Annotated in this window: 18 protein-coding genes; 6 read left to right on the top strand and 12 right to left on the bottom strand. The window is 69.5% G+C overall.

Features of this window, described 5'->3' with window-relative positions; genetic code table 11:
* Positions 1 to 45 precede the first annotated feature (45 nt).
* The 5 genes from ACO0LV_RS16775 to ACO0LV_RS16755 form a co-directional block, all read right to left on the bottom strand.
* Entirely contained in the window at positions 46 to 990 is a 945-nt protein-coding gene (locus tag ACO0LV_RS16775; protein ID WP_424789066.1) for a ribokinase, read from the bottom strand.
* The gene (locus tag ACO0LV_RS16770; RefSeq protein ID WP_424789065.1) at positions 987 to 1,844 is read right to left on the bottom strand and encodes a carbohydrate ABC transporter permease; all 858 of its coding nucleotides are present in this window, start codon (positions 1,842 to 1,844) and stop codon (positions 987 to 989) included. Before ACO0LV_RS16770 ends, ACO0LV_RS16775 begins: the two co-directional genes overlap by 4 nt.
* Positions 1,841 to 2,815, bottom strand: coding sequence for a carbohydrate ABC transporter permease (locus ACO0LV_RS16765; RefSeq protein WP_424789064.1), 975 nt, complete (start codon positions 2,813 to 2,815; stop codon positions 1,841 to 1,843). The genes ACO0LV_RS16770 and ACO0LV_RS16765 overlap by 4 nt, the downstream gene beginning before the upstream one ends.
* Before the next feature lie 20 nt (positions 2,816 to 2,835).
* The gene (locus ACO0LV_RS16760; protein WP_424789063.1) at positions 2,836 to 4,152 is read right to left on the bottom strand and encodes an ABC transporter substrate-binding protein; all 1,317 of its coding nucleotides are present in this window, start codon (positions 4,150 to 4,152) and stop codon (positions 2,836 to 2,838) included.
* 86 nt (positions 4,153 to 4,238) lie between these two features.
* The gene (locus tag ACO0LV_RS16755) at positions 4,239 to 5,189 is read right to left on the bottom strand and encodes a nucleoside hydrolase (protein WP_424789062.1); all 951 of its coding nucleotides are present in this window, start codon (positions 5,187 to 5,189) and stop codon (positions 4,239 to 4,241) included.
* A 314-nt stretch (positions 5,190 to 5,503) separates the two neighbouring features.
* Between ACO0LV_RS16755 and ACO0LV_RS16750 the strand changes: the two genes are divergently transcribed.
* A complete protein-coding gene (locus ACO0LV_RS16750; protein WP_424789061.1) occupies positions 5,504 to 6,067 on the top strand; it encodes an amidohydrolase family protein in 564 nt (187 codons plus the stop codon).
* Positions 6,068 to 6,134: 67 nt separating this feature from the next.
* Positions 6,135 to 7,133 carry an aldo/keto reductase gene (locus tag ACO0LV_RS16745; RefSeq protein WP_424789060.1) on the top strand — a complete coding sequence of 333 codons (999 nt, stop codon included), beginning with the start codon at positions 6,135 to 6,137 and terminating at the stop codon, positions 7,131 to 7,133.
* A gap of 61 nt (positions 7,134 to 7,194) precedes the next feature.
* On the opposite strand, the gene ACO0LV_RS16740 is transcribed toward ACO0LV_RS16745, so the two are convergent.
* From ACO0LV_RS16740 to trxA, 4 genes are all read right to left on the bottom strand, one after another.
* On the bottom strand, positions 7,195 to 7,752 hold the full coding sequence (locus ACO0LV_RS16740) for a hemerythrin domain-containing protein (RefSeq protein WP_424789059.1): 558 nt from the start codon (positions 7,750 to 7,752) through the stop codon (positions 7,195 to 7,197).
* Between the two features lie 203 nt (positions 7,753 to 7,955).
* Positions 7,956 to 8,222: a type II CAAX prenyl endopeptidase Rce1 family protein gene (locus tag ACO0LV_RS16735; RefSeq protein ID WP_424789058.1), complete on the bottom strand. Its 267-nt coding sequence runs from the start codon at positions 8,220 to 8,222 to the stop codon at positions 7,956 to 7,958.
* A gap of 265 nt (positions 8,223 to 8,487) precedes the next feature.
* On the bottom strand, positions 8,488 to 8,880 hold the full coding sequence (locus ACO0LV_RS16730; RefSeq protein WP_424789057.1) for a DUF302 domain-containing protein: 393 nt from the start codon (positions 8,878 to 8,880) through the stop codon (positions 8,488 to 8,490).
* A gap of 46 nt (positions 8,881 to 8,926) precedes the next feature.
* Positions 8,927 to 9,295 (bottom strand): thioredoxin, encoded by a 369-nt coding sequence (trxA, locus tag ACO0LV_RS16725; RefSeq protein ID WP_424789056.1) that lies wholly within the window; start codon positions 9,293 to 9,295, stop codon positions 8,927 to 8,929.
* A 216-nt stretch (positions 9,296 to 9,511) separates the two neighbouring features.
* Here trxA and ACO0LV_RS16720 point away from each other — a divergent pair, with 216 nt between their 5' ends.
* Positions 9,512 to 11,221, top strand: coding sequence for a formate--tetrahydrofolate ligase (locus ACO0LV_RS16720; RefSeq protein ID WP_424789055.1), 1,710 nt, complete (start codon positions 9,512 to 9,514; stop codon positions 11,219 to 11,221).
* 138 nt (positions 11,222 to 11,359) lie between these two features.
* On the opposite strand, the gene arsM is transcribed toward ACO0LV_RS16720, so the two are convergent.
* On the bottom strand, positions 11,360 to 12,172 hold the full coding sequence (arsM, locus tag ACO0LV_RS16715; RefSeq protein ID WP_424789054.1) for an arsenite methyltransferase: 813 nt from the start codon (positions 12,170 to 12,172) through the stop codon (positions 11,360 to 11,362).
* 84 nt (positions 12,173 to 12,256) lie between these two features.
* Here arsM and ACO0LV_RS16710 point away from each other — a divergent pair, with 84 nt between their 5' ends.
* Positions 12,257 to 12,640 carry an ArsR/SmtB family transcription factor gene (locus tag ACO0LV_RS16710; protein ID WP_424789053.1) on the top strand — a complete coding sequence of 128 codons (384 nt, stop codon included), beginning with the start codon at positions 12,257 to 12,259 and terminating at the stop codon, positions 12,638 to 12,640.
* A gap of 161 nt (positions 12,641 to 12,801) precedes the next feature.
* The gene (locus ACO0LV_RS16705; RefSeq protein ID WP_424789052.1) at positions 12,802 to 13,080 is read left to right on the top strand and encodes a metal-sensitive transcriptional regulator; all 279 of its coding nucleotides are present in this window, start codon (positions 12,802 to 12,804) and stop codon (positions 13,078 to 13,080) included.
* Positions 13,081 to 13,214: 134 nt separating this feature from the next.
* On the opposite strand, the gene ACO0LV_RS16700 is transcribed toward ACO0LV_RS16705, so the two are convergent.
* Positions 13,215 to 14,015, bottom strand: coding sequence for an SDR family NAD(P)-dependent oxidoreductase (locus tag ACO0LV_RS16700; RefSeq protein WP_424789051.1), 801 nt, complete (start codon positions 14,013 to 14,015; stop codon positions 13,215 to 13,217).
* A 101-nt stretch (positions 14,016 to 14,116) separates the two neighbouring features.
* Positions 14,117 to 14,893 (bottom strand): type 1 glutamine amidotransferase, encoded by a 777-nt coding sequence (locus tag ACO0LV_RS16695; protein WP_424789050.1) that lies wholly within the window; start codon positions 14,891 to 14,893, stop codon positions 14,117 to 14,119.
* 156 nt (positions 14,894 to 15,049) lie between these two features.
* Here ACO0LV_RS16695 and ACO0LV_RS16690 point away from each other — a divergent pair, with 156 nt between their 5' ends.
* Positions 15,050 to 17,161: a TPM domain-containing protein gene (locus ACO0LV_RS16690; protein ID WP_424789049.1), complete on the top strand. Its 2,112-nt coding sequence runs from the start codon at positions 15,050 to 15,052 to the stop codon at positions 17,159 to 17,161.
* Positions 17,162 to 17,202: the final 41 nt, after the last annotated feature.

Genomic DNA, 17,202 nt, shown 5'->3' with positions numbered 1-17,202 from the left:
GCACCTCCCCTTCCGGTCGTGCCCGACGCTACCAACACCGAGCCCTCAACGGACTCGCAGCGGGCTCAGGATCGGGGCCAGATCGGCCGCCGTCGGGTGGGAGGACTGGGCGCCCGGGCGGGTCACCGAGAAGGTTCCGGCCGCCACGCCCACCCGGACCGCGTCCGCCAGGTCGGCGCCACCGGCGAGGTGCACGGCGAGGGCACCGACGAACGCATCGCCCGCACCGGTGGTGTCGACGACCTGCTCAACCCGTTCGGCTTCGACCGCGCCCGCGTCGTGAGCATCGGCCCAGACCGCGCCCTGCCCCCCCAGGGTGATGACCACCGACCGGCTCCGGTGGCGTAGCTCCTGGGCCGCCCGCAACGCCACCGGTACCGACCGCACCGGCTCACCGAGCAGTTCACTGGCTTCGGACTCGTTGAGCACCAGCGGATCGCACGTCGCCAGCAGCTGCGCCGGCAGGTGGATGAACGGGGCCAGGTTCAGCACCGCCCTGAGTCCCTGTACGGCAGCGGCGTCGATCGCGGCGGCGATCACCTCCGGGTCGATCTCCGCCTGGAGGGTCAGCACGGCTCCGGGGGCCGATGCTCGGATCACCCGTCGCACCCGATCGGCCTTGATCGCGAAATTCGCTCCGGGCACCACGAGGATCGAGTTCTGCCCGAACCGGTCGACCGCGACGACCGCGAGCCCGGTGGCCTGGTCCCCGACAGTTTCCACATCGGAGGTGTCGATGCCTTCACTTCGCAGCACGCGCAGCAGCATCGCGCCGTCGTCATCGTCGCCGACGCATCCGATGAACGAGACCCGGCCGCCCAGGCGGGCCGCGGCAACTGCCTGATTCGCCCCCTTCCCGCCGGGGGACTTGCGGAACTCCTCGGCGAGGACGGTCTGGCCCGGCACCGGCGAACGGTCCACCCGCATGAGGTAATCCACGTTCGCCGAGCCGACGACGACCACCTGCCGGGAGTGCGTCGATTGAGTCACTTCTCACCTGTGGTGAGCGAGAGGCCGCCGAAGAAGCGCTGCAACATGAACATCATCACCGCCGGGATCAGGGACAGCACCACCGCTCCTGCGAAGTTCTGCCCGTAGTCGAATGAATGTTCTCCGAAGGTTCGTGCGAGGGCGACCGGTGCCACCTGCAGCCGCGCCTCGGAGACCACCAGCAAGGGCCACAGGTAGGCGGTCCACTGTCCGAGGAAGATCAGTAAAGCCGAGTTCGCCAGGGCCACGCCACCGATCGGGACGTACACATTGGTCAGGATCCGGGCCTCCGAGGCACCATCCAGGGTGGCGGCCTCACGGTAGGAGTTCGGGATGCCCAGGAAGTACTGCCGCAGGTTGAAGATGGCCAGCCCGTTGCCGATGCCCGGCAGCACCAGACCCATGATGGTGTTGGTCAACCCCCATCCGGTGAACAACTGCGACAGGGGGATGGCGATCGCCTCGAACGGCACCATGAAACTGACGACGACGAACGCGAACGCCGCGCCCCGCCCGGGGAAGTTCAGCACCGCCAGGGCGTAGGCGGCGGTGGCGCTGAGCACCAGGCCGATGCCCACGGTCAGCAGGCACACCACCAGGGAGACGATCAGGGCCCGGCCGAACGGCCCGCTGAGCAGGTCCACGTAGTTGTCCAGGCTCACCGAACTGGGCACCAGGATGCGCCAGCTCAGCGGTGAGACGGAACTGAAGATCTCCGAGCCGGGCCGCACCGACCCGACCACCAGCCACAGGCCGGGCAGGATGAAGATGGCCGACGCCGCCATGGCCGCCAGGGTCAGGATCGCGGACTTGCGCTCCAGGCGGCCGCGACGGCGACTGGCTACTGCGCTCATCGTTTGCTCCTCGCGGGTCGGTCCTCACGCAACAGCCGGAACTGCAGCGCGACGAAGACCAGCATCAACACGGTCAGGATCATCACCTCGGCGGCACCGAGGTTCTTGCTCGAGTAGGTGAACGTGGTCCGGTACGCGTTGAACATCAGCATCGTGGTGCTGTTCTCCGGACCACCGTTGGTGAGCATCTGGATCGGCACGAACAGGACGAAGTTGGCCACCGTGCACGCCACCAGGACGAACAGCAGCGGACGCTTCAGCAGCGGCAGCGTGATGGAGAAGAAGGTGCGGATCGGACCGGCCCGGTCCAGTTTCGCCGCCTCCATGTACTCCTCGGGGATCGCTTGCAGACCAGAGATGAGGAACAACATCCAGTAGCCGATGCCGATCCAGGAGATCACCACCATGATCGAGGCCATCGCCTGGGCGGGTGAGGTGAGGAACGGCTGGCGGTTCCCACCGAGGGCATCGATGATCGCGTTGATCGGTCCGTTCGGCCGCAGCCCGATGCCCCACACGATCGAGGACCCCACGACCGGGACCGTCGCGGGGATGAAGATGAGGGTGCGCCATAGCGCCGGCGCCGCGATCCGCCGGGTCACCAGCACCGCGACGGCCAATGCCAGAGCCACCTGCAGCGGGTTGATGATGACGTTGAACACCAGCGTGCGGACCACGGTGTCGCGGAACATGTCATTGGAGAAGAGCGTGGCGTAGTTGGTCAGGCCGCTGAAGTCCGCCGGCTGCACGCCACCGGGGAAGCCCCGGTAGAGGCTGTCCACCGCTGCGCTGACGGTGGGTGCGATCCTCAGGGTGATGATCGTGAGGAGGGCCGGGGCCAGGAAGACCGCGACCCAGGCCAGTTCCTTGGCCCGGCGGCGTGAACGCTTGTGCTGGCCGGACCCGCCCGCACCCCGGCGCTGTGCCGGGGTGCGGGTGGGGCCGGTGGTGGACCGAGTAAGGGCAGTCATGAGATTGGTCTGATCGCGCCTTACTCGTACTGTGCCCACGCGTTGGTCAACTCATCCTGAGCCGATTGCAGCGCAGTCTCCGGGTCCGTACCGGAGGCGATGTCGGAGAAGGCCCGGCCGAGGATCTCCTCGAACTCCACGAAGCCGACGGTCTGCAGACGCGGCACCGCGGTCTCGGCCGTCTCGTGGTCGATGATCGTCACGGCGTCCTGACCGGCGTCGGAGTCGAACACATCGCGTTGGAAGTAGTCCTCCTTGCCTTCCGGTGTGGAGGGAAGTTCCGGTGCCCCGAAGTTCACGGCGTACCCACCACCGTTGTCAGCCGACATCCACCGCATGAAGACGGCGGCGGCTTCCTTGTCGTCGCTGAACGGGCTCATCCCCAGGGACCACGAGCCGGTGGGGGTGACCGGCTCCCCGCCCTCGAAGTAGGGGTGCGGGGCCACGCCCCAGGTGAACTCGGCCTCGTCGAGTTGGGGAAGGAGCCACGGGCCCTGCACGAAGAAGGCGGTGTTGCCGGTGATGAACTCGGCGCTGGACTGCTCCGGGTTCACGCCCAGTGGGGACAGGTCCTCGGTGAACAACGACTGGTAGAACTCCATCGACTCCACCCACGGATCGGAGGTGATGTCCGGCTCGAGGCCGAGGTCGTCCGAGGCGCCGGCGGAGCCGCCCTTGGACTGCGGCAACGGCTGGATCTGGTAGTACCGGTGCACCTGGCCGAAGAGGAAGCCGTGCTCGGCCCCGCCGTCGACGGCCTGCTGGGCTCGATCGCGGATCTCTTCCCACGTGATCCGCTCGGAGATGTCAGCCGAGGGCGCTTCGACACCGGCCTCGTCCAGCAGGTCGGCGTTGTAGTACAGCAACTGCGTGGAGTTCGCGATCGGCAACGACCACAGACTGCCGTCGAAGGAACTGGACTCCACCGGCGCGCTGTCGAATGCTCCGGTCACGTCCGCGAACTGCTCGGTCAGGTCTTCCAGGTAGCCCCGGGAGGCCAGCGCCGCCACCCGCGGCTGGTCCGCCCAGTACACGTCCGGGTTTCCGTCCTGGTTGGCGATCCGCGCATCCAGCACCGAGTTCAACTGGTCGAACGGCACCGCCTCGTACTGCACGGTGATGTCTGGGTGGTCCTCGTGGAAGACTTCGATGACCGGTTCCATGAGCTCGGCGTCCTGGTGGCCCAGGACCTGGATCGTGGCAGTCGGATCCTCCTCCGGGATGGACCAGCCGTCACCGTCGCCGTCGCCGGCAGCGGTGGAGGAGTCGGAACATGCTGCGGTGAGGATCAGGGCCGCAGCCCCCGCGACGGCGGCAGCCGTGTGGATGCGTCGCATTTCGTGTGTCCTTTCGTGACAACGGTGTCGAGGCGAATCAAAGGTGCGCGTGGCGCGGTGGACCTGGTCGGGTGCGGCCGGGTCGGTCAGTAGGTGGCGATGCGGTCCAGGAAGTAGGTCATGAACTCCTCGACCCGCACTCCTACGGCCACCTGGGCGTTCGGGGCCGGGGCGTCGGCGCGCTCCTGGAAGTCAGCGATGGCCACGCCGCGCCCGGCTTCCTCTGCGGTCAGGACGTTCACGTGGGCCGGCTGCCAATCCAACAGTTCGGGCCGGGACAGGGCCGCGACGGCGAGCGGATCGTGCATGGCGCAGGACTGGCCCGCGCCTTCCTCACCAGGGTTGGCCTTCGCCAACCGGTCGAGCCACGCGACCGTGCACTCTCCGGCGAACGCGCCGAACTCCCGGCCACTGTCGGCCATGGTCGCTGCGTCGTCCCGGGTGAGACGCACCTGGGTCGTCACATCCAGGCCGATGAGGCGGATGGCCGCGCCGCTGTGCATCACCGCTCGGGCCGCGTGCGGATCGACCCACCAGTTGAACTCCCCCGGCATCCGCGCCGCCTGGGTGTGACCGCGGAACACCCCGCCCATCACCACGATCTCCTTGGCCGCGGTGGCGACCTCGGGTTCCATCGCGATCGCCAGGGCGATGTTGGTCAGCGGTCCGATCGCGACCAGGGTGATCTCACCCGGTGACTCCAGGACCCGGCGTGCGATCTCGGCTGCGGCGAACCCTGGCGCGGCCCGGTGGTGGCCGAAGTTCTCCGTCACGCTCTCCGGCGCACCGCGAGCCTTCTCCGGCTCCATCATCGGCGCAGCGGCACCGCGCACCACCGGGATGTCCGGGCGCTTCAACCGCTGCAGGAGTTCGACGCTCAGCAGCGTGCCGGACTCGACGTCGATGTTCCCGTTGACGCTGGTGACCAGTTCGACGTCGAACACCTCATCGGCCATCAGCAGCGCCAGCGCGAAACCGTCGTCGATCTCTGATCCCGGGGCGCCCATCGCCATATCGGTATCAAGAATGATCCGCATTTAAGACCCCATTCAACTCGTGTTGCGTGGACTCTACACGTGTTGAATGGTGATCTCAACCACAACCGCGAAAGTGGAGAGGCGAGGTTCGCCCCACCGGGCCGCACCCGAGGCCGGGGGTCTGCAGCTGAACCCGAGGCCCGGGGACCGGGGCCGCACCCGAGGTCGGGGGTCTGCGGCTGAATCCGGGGCGGGACCGAGGCCAGTCGCGAGACCAGGGACTCGAGCAGGGCCGCGGCCTGCCCGGCCTGAAAATCCTGGTGTCATCCACGACACTGAACATGAACGGGAGACGACACCGGCGGAGGTCGAGCATGTTGCGGATTGATACCCACCACCACGTCTGGGATGAGGCCGTCCGCCCCCAGGAGTGGATGGACGCGGCGACCAGGGGCCTCATCGGTGGGCCCTATGACTTCGGCGACTGGCACGAGGCGGCACGCGAGAACGCGGTCGACTTCGGGATCTTCGTCCAGACCGTGGCCCAGCCCGAGGAGACATCGGAGATCCTTGCCCTCGCGCCGAGCCAGGACGGGCTGGCCGGTGTGGTCGGGTGGATCGACGTCGAAGGCTCACGGCCGCCCGGTGACCTGCTCACCGAAGTCCGGATTCTGCCTGCGGCGACCCGCCGGGCTGCGGCCAGCCCGGGCACCCGAATCATGTTGGATCACCTGTCCAAACCCACGATGGCCCGTGCGGACTTCGACTCCTGGGCAGCCGACATCCGCGATCTTGCTCGCCCTCGAAACGGGGCGTGCAAACTGTCCGGCTACCTCACCTTCGACGAGGAGCCGATGACGGCGCAGCGGCTGCGTCGCTACGCCGAGACCGTCCTGGAATCCTTCGGACCCACCGCTGTGGTGGATCGCTCCCGATGACCTCCGCTGCCCGCGCATCCCACCCCGGCCGGGCCCACTGACCCATTCACCAGCAAGGAAGACAGCCATGCGAACGGACAACCCTCAGATCGGCCGCCGCACCACCCGGAGCGGCCTGCCCCTGACCGAACTAGGAGTGGGCGGGGCACAGTTCGGCAACCTCTACCGCGAGATGCCCGAGGGCGAGGTGGAGCGGATCGTCGACGCCGCATGGGAGTCCGGCGTCCGGCTCTTCGACACGGCTCCCCATTACGGCATGGGCCTGTCCGAGCGCCGGCTCGGCAGAGCGCTGGCGCAATACCCGCGCGATGAGTACGTGCTGTCGACGAAGGTCGGGCGGCTCATCCGGCCGAACCCCGGCGGCATCGGGACGGACGAGCAGTTCCACGGGGTGCCCAACACCACCAAACGGGTGTGGGACTTCTCCGCGGCGGGGGTGCGACGCTCGATCGAGGAGAGCCTGGAGCGGCTCGGCCTGGACCGGATCGACATCGCCTACATCCACGACCCCGACGACCACTGGGACGAGGCGATCAACGGCGCCGTGCCCGCCCTCCAGGAACTGCGCGCCCAGGGCGTGATCAGCAGTTTCGGGGCAGGGATGAACCAGTCGGCGATGGTCGCCCGGTTCATCCGCGAAGGCGACGCCGACCTGGTGATGCTGGCGGGCCGCTACACCCTGCTCGAGCAGGGCGCCCTGGCCGACGTCTTCCCGGCTGCCGAGGAAACCGGGGCGAGCGTGGTGATCGCCGGCGTCTACAACTCCGGACTGCTCGCCCGGCCACGCCCGGCGGCGGACGCGCCCTACAACTACGAAGCGGCACCTGCCGAACTGATCACGCGGACCAACCGGATCGCCGATGTCTGCGAACGGCACGGACTCACCCTCCCCGAGGTTGCCGTGGCATTCGTGCTGCTGAAGCCCCAGGTGGCATCGGTGGTCGTCGGCAGCTCCAACGCGGAGCAGTTCCAGCAGGCCCTGCAGCGCTATCAGACCCGAGTCCCGGCAGCGCTCTGGGAGGACCTGGTGGCCGAGGGACTGCTGGCACGGGAGGCCTTGCCGTAAGTCCGCTCAGGAGGTCACTCGGGGCGCACGGAACCGTCTCACGGGGGCGGTTCGGCCGGGATCAGGCCGAGACCTTGGACGGCCTCGTCCCCTCCGGTGCGCTCGGGATCGAGGGCATCGCCGGGTCCTGGTTGACGCGCCGTCCCCGCGCTCCGGTTGGCTCGAGTCGGGCGGCCACACTCTTGCGTAGCGCGGCCAGCTCCGCAGCCGGAACACCGGCTCGCCACATGGGGAAGACCTCATCCTCCTGATCGTGCGCGTGATCGCGGAAGAGTTGCTCCAGGTGGCTGACCCACTCGAAGAACTCCGGATCGGCGACGTCGAGAGTCGCCATCCGATCCATCGCAACGACGATGTTGCGCTCCCGCTCCTCCCGATCGACCCATGCGCCATCCGGTCGATCCCGCGCACCCTCGGGCAGCTGCCTCTCGATCACCGCGTACACGTGTGCCTCGATCGCAAAGTGCCGCTTCACCTCGGCGATCACGGCCGCAGCGAGGTCTCGGCGCCTGGCGGTGCGCACGGGCCCTTCGACCTGCCTCAACAGATAACGTATCCGGCCGTGGTCAGCGACCAGAACGTCCACCACATCCCGGCTGTCACCACTGACTTCGCTCATCAAACTCCCCCGTCCGCTCGCATGGGTATACAGCGTAAACTTGGCCCGCCGAGTCGGCACCTCAGACGTGGGCACCCCGCAACGTCCGGGCCGCAGCCCCGACCTGCGCACCCTTGCCACCGTGCGCGACGTGCGGTCGACTGGGTGAGTCCTGCGTCCGATTGCCGGGGACGCCGGGTCGCGACGCTTTCGCCCGCGTCGTCTCACGCGAAGACGAAGTAGAACGCCAGGTGCAGGGCCAGCAGCAGGTGCAGGGTGCCCAGGCGGGCGCGCAGCAGCGCGAAGAGCGCGCCCATCGCCAGCATCGCCAGGGCGGCCAGCGGGTTGGCCGGGCCGAACGTATCGGGCAGCAACAGTGCGTGACCGAGCCAGAACATCACGGCCACCATCGTGATGGTCCCCCAGGTCGGCAGGCGCTCAGCGAGGTAACTCTGCAGCAGGCCGAAGGTGAGGTAGTCCTGCCAGAACACCGAGACACTCGGGAGCGCGAGACCGTTCCGGGCGCCTGCGCGACGGTGCTGCTCTGCGCTCGCGCCGCGGGGTCCACCCGCCCACTGTAGGGGTCGCGGAAACTCGGGTCCGCCGTCGCTCCCACTGCGGCAGCCGGCGTCGAGTGTCGGCGGTGGTTCACGCTCCGGGTGAGGCGGTGCGCGCACCTCGGTCCGGCCGCGCCCAGCAAGCACGGGGGAAGGACCGACGACGACGACGGGGGAATCGTCGTCGTCGGCCCATCTCCTACTGCGCCTGCAGGGACTGCAGCGCCGCGCGCAGGCGGGTGGAGGCCTCATCGGCGACGCCGGTGAGTTCCTCGTTGCCGGTCACGCCGACCATCACCTGGGGATCGAGCGCCTCGACGACGGTGCCGCCATCGCCGGAGCGCACCACCACGTTGCACGGCAGCAACAGCCCGATGGACTCCTCGACCTGCACCGCACGGTAGGCCAGCGGCGGGTTGCAGGCGCCCAGGATCACGTGCGGGGCGATCTGCACGTCGAGCTTCTTCTTCAGGGTGGCGGCCATGTCGATCTCGGTGAGAACGCCGAAGCCCTGCTCGGCCAGCGCCTCGATCACCTTGGGCATCGCGGCGTCGAAGTCGTCGGGGAGGGTGATGCTGATTCCGTAGTCCATGTGAGGACCTCTCTGGTCGGGTAGCGCGATGTGGTTGCGTTGGTGTTCAGGCGCTCGCCTGCTGGTCGGCCATCTGGGCGCGGACCTCATCCATGTCCAGGTCCTTGACGGCGGTGATGACCTGCTCCAGCGCCTTGGCCGGCAGCGCACCGGGCTGGGAGAACACGCCGATCCCGTCGCGAAAGGCCATCAGCGTCGGGATCGAGGTGATGTTGGCCGCGGCGGCCAGCGCCTGCTCGGCCTCGGTGTCGACCTTTCCGAAGACCACGTCGGGGTGCTGGGTAGCAGCCTTGTCATAGATCGGCGCGAAACTGCGGCACGGGCCGCACCAGGCGGCCCAGAAGTCCACGAGCACGATGTCGTTGTCGGCGATGGTGGATCCGAAGGTGGACGCGGTCAGGTCGATGGTGGCCATTGGGCTCTCCTCAGGGGGCTGCGTGGTTGATGCCTGCGTCGAGTATACCCCCCAGGGTATCTTGTGGCAATCGCCTGCCGGAATCCGCCGCAATCAGCCTCGGTGCGGGTGAGGATTGGGGTGCCGGGCCCGCCACCTCCGGGCGCCGGCCACCGGACCGATCGGCTCCGGCCCGGGACTCACGCGTACCGCCGCGATCGATTCGAGGGAGAACGGATGACCCTGACCACCCCGCCCAGCAGCCTGCAGATCGCCCAGGGCGCGTCCCTACGGCCCATCCCCGAGATCGCCGACCGGATGGGCCTCGATCCCGACCTGCTCGAGCCCTACGGCCGTGACGTGGCCAAGATCGACCTGGATGCGATCACCGCGCTGGCCGACCGGCCCAAGGCCAAGTACGTCGTGGTCAGCGCCATCACACCCACTCCCCTGGGTGAGGGCAAGACGACGACGGCGGTGGGCCTGGGGCAGGGGCTGAACCTGACCGGGCGGCGGGCCACGATCGCGGTGCGCCAGCCCTCGATGGGCCCGACTCTGGGCATCAAGGGCGGCGGTGCCGGCGGCGGGTACAGCCAGGTGGTGCCGATGGAGCGGTTGAACCTGCACCTGACCGGGGACATGCACGCCGTCACCGCGGCGCACAACCAGCTCGCCGCGATGGTGGACAACCACCTGTTCCACGGCAATGAACTGGACATCGACCCCGATGCGATCACCTGGCCACGGGTGATGGACATCAACGACCGGTCGCTACGCAACATCGTGGTCGGCCTGGGCCCGCGACTCGACGGCGTGCTGCGCCAGAGCGGGTTCGACATCACCGCCGCCTCGGAGGTGATGGCCACCCTGGCGATGGCCACGTCACTGCGCGACCTGCGCGAGCGGCTGGGCCGCATCGTGATCGGCTACACCCGCCAGACGAAGGAACCGGTCACCGCCGAGCAGCTCCGCGGCGCCGGCGCGATGACCGTGCTGCTCCGGGAGGCGCTGAAACCGAATCTGTTGCAGACCCTGGAAGGCACCCCCGCGCTGGTGCACACCGGCCCGTTCGGCAACATCGCCACCGGCAACTCCTCGGTGGTGGCGGACCTGATCGGCATCCGCACCGGGGACTTCCTCATCACCGAGGCGGGGTTCGGTGCGGACATGGGCGCCGAACGGTTCTTCAACATCAAGAGCCGCGTCTCCGGGCTGGTGCCCGACGTGGGTGTGGTGGTCACGACGGTACGGGCGATGAAACTGCACTCCGGGCGGCACAAGGTGGTGGCCGGGCGGGCACTGCCGGAGCAGATGCTCGCGGAGAGTCCCGACGACGTCTACGCCGGTGCGGACAACCTGCGCCGCCAGATCGAGAACATCCGCCTGCACGGGACCACCCCGGTGGTGGCAATCAACGCCTTCGGCTCCGACTACCCCTCCGAGCACGAGGCGATCGGGCAGATCGCGGCCGAACTGGGCGTGCGATGCGCCGTCTCGGAGCACTTCACCCACGGCGGCTCCGGCGCGGCCGAACTCGCCGAGGCAGTGGCCGAGGCGGCGCAGGAGCCCAGCGACTTCTCCTTCCTGTACCCCGAGGAGATGCGGCTTCGGGACAAGATCGCTGCGATCGCCACCAAGGTCTACGGTGCCGACGGCGTCGAGTATGCCCCGGCCGCGGCGCGCGCCCTGGAGGCCTACGAGGGGTACGGGTGGTCCAACCTGCCGATCTGCATCGCCAAGACCCACCTGTCGCTGTCCTCCGACCCCACGCTGCGCGGGGCACCGACCGGGTGGACGCTGCCGGTGCGGGAGGTGCGCGCCTCGGTGGGTGCGGGGTTCATCTACGCCATCGCCGGGCAGATGCGCACCATGCCGGGCCTGGGTTCGGACCCGGCGGCGGCGCACATCGACATCGACGAGGACGGGAACACCGTCGGGCTGTTCTGAGCGCGAGCTGTTCTGAGCAGGAGTCTCAGGCGGTTCAGGACCGCCACCAACGCGCCGAGCGCCGTGGCGGGTAACGCGACGCCGGGCTGGGTCAGACCCGCACTTGCTCCGGGCGGGTGGCACCCGGGCAGGGCTCGCTCAGGCCCGCACTTGCTCCTGGCGCACCTGGCCCTGGTTCGGTTTGCTCGCCCTGATGATCGCGGCGTGCATGCCGGGGGCTACCTCGTGGGTGAACTCCACCTGGGCGTCGACGAAGCCCGCTTGCTCCAGACCATCGAGGTACTCGGCCCTGGACAGCGCCCCGGCGATGCAGCCGGTGTGGGACCCGCGCTCCGCCCGCTGCTGCGGCGAGAGGTGATCCTCGGCGACGACGTCGGAGATCCCGACCCGCCCTCCGGCGGCGAGCACACGGAACATCTCGGCAATCACGGCCTGCTTGTCGGTGGAGAGGTTGACGACGCAGTTGGAGATCACCACATCGACGGCGCCCGCCGGCAACGGCACCTCCTCGATCGTGCCGTGCAGGAACCCCACGTTCGCGGCTCCGGCCTCGGCGGCGTTCGCCCGCGCCAGGTCGAGCATCTCCTCGGTCATATCCACCCCGTAGGCGAACCCGCTGGGACCGACACGCCGGGCCGAGAGCAACACGTCGATGCCACCCCCCGAGCCCAGATCCAGCACTCGTTCCCCCTCGCGCAGGTCCGCGACCGCGGTGGGGTCGCCGCAACCCAGGCTCGCCTCGAGCGCCTGAACGGGCAGGTCCGCCGATGCGGCGGTGTCATAGAGACCGGCACCGAAGATCGGTCGTTGCGTCGGTTCGCCGCAACAGGATCCGGAGTCCGTCCGGCCGTCGTCGAGCAGGTCGCTGTTCGGTATGCCGGCGCCGACCTGGCCGGCGGCGCGTGCGTAACGGCGCCGGACCTGCTCACGCAGTTCGGTGTTCTCACTCATGGTCCCGTCCCGGGTCGCAGGTACAGACGCATCGATACTTATCGATTGATCGACAACTGTCAATACGTCTGGGAGAATTGTTCCATGACGATCTCTGCGCCCACGACCCCCGAGGACCTGGCCGCCTGCTGCACGCCCGTGACCGGTGGCGTCCTGGCGGAGGAGCCCGCCCGCCGCCTGGCGCGGATGTTCAAGGCGCTGAGCGACCCGACCCGGGTTCGGCTGCTGTCGATCATCGCCGCCCAGCCGGGCAGGGAGGCGTGCGTGTGCGACCTCACCGAGCCGGTCGGACTGTCCCAGCCGACGGTCTCGCACCACATGCGGCAACTGGTCGAAGCCGGCCTGGTGAGTCGTGAGCAGCGCGGCCGGTGGGCTTTTTACGCCGTCGAAGCCGACACGCTCGCGGTGCTGAGCCGGGCGCTCGAGCCCGGACCCGCGGAACCGTCGGCGCCGCCCGCCGGTTGCTGATCGCCACCCACACGCGCCCCACCGCTCTGGGCCTCAGCCCTGAACTGAGCACTCAACTTCACTATATACCCTACGGGGTATCGCGGTATGCTGTCCGGAGAGCGTGTGCACTCCCCCACCCGCACACCGGAACCGTACCGTCGATAGAGAGCGGAATCCCGATGAGAAGTGCAGACCCCGAAACCCAACGCCGGATCCTCAACCGCCTCAAGCGCGCCCGCGGACAACTCGACGCAGTGATCAACGCCGTCGAGGACGGCGGGTCCTGCCGGAACGTCGTGACCCAACTGTCCGCGGTCTCCACCGCACTGGACCGGGCCGGATTCGCCATCGTCTCCAGCGCGATGCAGTTCTGCCTCACCGAACCCGGGGAGGCCGCCGAGGTGGAGGACGGGCTGACGATCGAGGAACTGGAGAAACTCTTCCTCACCCTCAGCTGAGTCCGTTCGTGCCGGACCGGCGGCCGTTCACCCGGTCCGGTGATCCCCGGGGTCGATCCCGGTGATGCCCGGGCACCGGGCCTGTCCGATGATCCCGGGGCCGGCCCGGTCTCCGGGGTTCCCCGGGCGCCGAGTCAGCCGACCAGGTCCTTCATCCGGCTCGCCACCATCTCGGTGGCCCGCTTGGGCGCGATCCGTGAGAGCGCATCGAGCATCTTGGTGTCGCGCCCGATGAGCACCCGGTAGGAGCCCTTCTCGATACCGTCCACGATCAGCCGGGCAGCCTCCGCCGGTGAGGTCATGTTCGCCGCCGCCTTGGAACTCTCCGCATCCCGGCCGGGGATGGCGGCGTCGGAGTGCTGGGCGATGTCGGTGTTGGTGGCACCGGGATAGGCCATCGTGACGGCCACGTTCGTGCCCTGCATCTCGGCGTACAGGCCCTCGGTGAACAACTGCACGGCGGCCTTGGACGCCCCGTACGCGCTCTGCCCGGGCACCGGCACCAACCCGCCCATGCTGCCCACGTTCACCACCGCGGCATGTGGGCGCGCCATCAGGTGCGGCAGGAACGCCTTGGTCATCCGCACGGTGCCCCAGAAGTTCACCTCCAGCACCTTGGCCATCTCGGCGACGTCGAGGTCGGCGATCGGCACGAACCGCTGGATGATGCCCGCCACGTTCACCACGCCGTCGACCGTCCCGTGGAGGGCGAGCACCTGCTCGGGCAACGCCTCGACGGCACTTGCATCGGTGATGTCCAGCGCGTGGGTGGACAGCCGGTCGGTGCCGGCGCTCTCGGCAGCCGCGGCCAGGGCCTGCTCGCTCAGGTCGACGGCGGCCACGTTCGCCCCGCGCTCCAACAGCGCCTGGACCACCGCACGGCCGATCCCGTTGGCCCCTCCGGTGACGACGAACGTCTTGCCCGGGATCTCCATGACTACCCCTCCTGCTGCTCGAGTGCCGGGGGTTCGCACCGCCCGGCCGGCCCGTGGCCGCAGGATGAGACTAGGGCCGGTCCCGGCCCGTGGCGAAGGTCTTAGGTCCCGAGCGGCTCGAGCGCGCCGACCTGCTTGCCCACCTGCGGGCCCGTCTGCGCGCCCACCTGCGCGGCGAAGGCGCGCGAGAGCAGGTCGGCGACCTCGGTGATCTCCTGGGCCGAGGCATCCCATTGCGCCCGGACCTCATCGGCGATGCGCTCGGCGTCCTCCAGGCCGTGCCGGCGGATCCAGGAGGCCAGCATGGTCCCGGACACCTCCGGGTGGAACTGCACGCCCAGGGCCGAGCCGATCCGGAAGGCCTGGAAGGGGTACTGCCGGGAGGCGGCCAGCCAGCAGGCACCCTCGGGCAACTCGGTGATGGCGTCCATGTGCAGCGACGGCACCTGCACGGTCGCGCCCTTGGCTGCCACCAGCGGGCCGAGCACCACATCGCGCTCGGCGTCGGGACGCAGACGCACCTCGATCACTCCGATCTCCGCGCCTGCCGGTGCCGCGACGTGCACCTGACCGCCGCGGGCCACGGCGAGGAGCTGGGCGCCCAGGCAGACCGCGAGCGTGGGCACGTCCCGGTCAACGGCGGCGGAGAGCAGGTCGCGAAGTTGGGGTAGGTAGGGCTTGGCCTCGTCGTCGTAGGCGTTGGCGGCCCCACCGAGCACGATCAGCGCGTGCACGTCCTGCACCGCGGGCAGCGCGTCACCGCGATAGGGGTGCACCACCTCGAGCTGCGCTCCGTCCAGGCCGGGCGCAAGCAGGTCCAGGCCGACGTCCTCGGCGTTCTGGATCACGTGGATGCGGGGTTGCGTCGTCTCAGTCACACGCGCAACTTACCCCAGCGGGTGCCGGAGCGGGCAATCGACGGTACCAGGGACCTGCCGTGGCTGATCCGATGGACATGGGTTTGCGACCGATGGGCCGCTGTTGCGGGGCAACCACATTGCATCCCTGCGCGCCAACAGGAAGGATCGGGAACTGTGGCCCGCCTCTCGCGTATCGCACGCGCCCTCCTCGCCGGTGTGCTGCTGGCTGCCTGGTTCACCGTGGCCGGACCGGCCCTGGCGCCGGCACACGCGCAGGACCCGCTCTCCCTGGATGAGCAACTCACCGACCTGACGAGCGATCAGGTGCTGGACTCGGGGCGGGCCGAGGCCCAGGACGCCATCGACGAACTGCGCGAGGAGACGGGGTATCTGCTGTTCGTGGTGTTCGTGGACACCTTCGGCGGGACCAACTACGACGACTGGGTGGATGAGACCGCGAACCTGTCCAACCTGGGCGACCGGGGCCTCCTGCTCGCGGTGGCGGTGCAGGACTCGGCCTACGGGGTTTCCATCTCCGACACCTCGGGCCTGTCCGCGGCCACGATGGACCGGGCCGAGACGCGCATCCGCTCGGAACTGGGCGCCGAGAACTGGTCCGGCGCGGTGGTCGCCGGGGCGCAGGCCTACGCCGACGGCGGCGCCGGGGGTGACGGGGCCGGGGGTGATGGCGCCGCTGGCGGAGGCGGCGGCGGGGGCCTGACGATCTTCCTGGTGGGTCTGGCCGTGATCGTGGCGCTCGCCCTGATCGTGGTGTACCGGCGCTCCACCGGCAACGCCGCCCGCTCCGCCGGCCCCGCCGGCAGCCGACACGTGGGTGCCGGCCGACCAGCATCCCCGCCGGACCCCTACGAGGGTGTCAGCACCGAGGAACTGCGCACCCGGGTGGGCTCGGCCCTGGTGGCCCTGGACGACGACGTGCGCACCTCCGAGCAGGAGCTGCGGTTCGCCCAGGCCCAGTTCGGGCTGGAATCGACCGGGCGCTTCCGGGAGGTGCTGGAGCAGGCCCGCAGCACCCTGCAGGAAGCCTTCACCCTGCAACGGCAGGCAGAGAACGACGACGTCTCCGCCCCCGAGCAGCGCGCCCTGCTGATCCGCGTGCTGGGTCTGTGCGAGCGCGGTGAGGACCTGCTGGAGGAGCAGGCGGAGGCGTTCGCGCAGTTGCGCCGGCTGGAGCAGAACGTGCCCGAGGTGCTCTCCGAACTGCACCAGCGGGCCGGGGAGATCGAGGCACGCATCCCCGCGGCCCGGGCCGCGCTGACCACCCTGGAGGTGACGTATCCGCCGGCCACGCTGGCCACCATCGCCCGGGCCCCGGACCAGGCCGAGCAATTGATCGAGGCGGCGCGAACCTCGGTGGCCGAGGGCCGGGCCCGCGTCGAGGCCGACGACCGCGGGAACGCGGTGGCCTTCGCCCGCACCGCTGAGGGCGCGCTGGGGCAGGCCGCCGACCTATTGAACTCGGTGGGCAGCGCCGGAGCGGACCTGGAGTCGGCGAACGAGGACCTGTCCGAGGCGATCGCCTCGATCAGCGCCGACGTGGCCGACGCCGACCGCCTCGCTCCGAACGACTCCGCGGTGGCGCCCCTGCGCGACCGGGCCACCGAGGCGATCAGGGTGGCCGAGGCGGCCCGCTCCGGCGGGGACCCGATCGCCGCGCTGCGTCAGATCGCCAGCGCGGAGGCGGCCCTGGACGCCGCGCTGGAGGGACACCGCAACAGCGCCGAGGTGATCCAGCGGGTGCAGACCTCGTTGCGGCGACAGATCGCGGCGGCGTCGGAGAAACTGCGTTCGGCCGATATCTACATCGAGTCCAACCGAGGGGCGATCGGCGCCCAGCCCCGCGCCCTCGTCGCCGAGGCCGAACGGCTGCTCGACGAGGCCCGCGGCCTGGCCGACAGTGACCCCAAGCAGGCGCTCGGCCTGGCCACGCGGGCGCTGGAGCTGGCCGAGCGTGCCAATGAGCAGGCGTTGGCCGCGGTGACCACGTGGCGCCGCGACTACTCCAGCAGCGACCACAACCCCTGGGGCCAGCACGGGCGCTCCGGTGGGATCGATGCCGGGTCGCTGATCCTGGGCGGGATCCTCGGGCAGGTACTCACCGGCGGGCGCGGGCGCTCCCGCGGCGGCTGGGGATCGGGCGGCGGATTCGGTGGCTCCTCGCGCGGGGCCGGCGGACGCAGTACGTTCGGAGGAGGCTTCGGGGGCCGCTCCATGGGGGGTGGGGGCTTCGGCGGCGGACGCATGGGAGGTGGTGGCCGGTTCTAGAGTCCGCACTGGAATCCCGCGCAGACCGAGCCCGACCAGAG

The sequence above is a fragment of the Pseudactinotalea sp. Z1739 genome, assembly GCF_049725055.1.
In the GTDB taxonomy this organism is placed as follows: domain Bacteria; phylum Actinomycetota; class Actinomycetes; order Actinomycetales; family Beutenbergiaceae; genus CALKWS01.
This window is presented reverse-complemented; position numbering and strand designations above follow the sequence as displayed.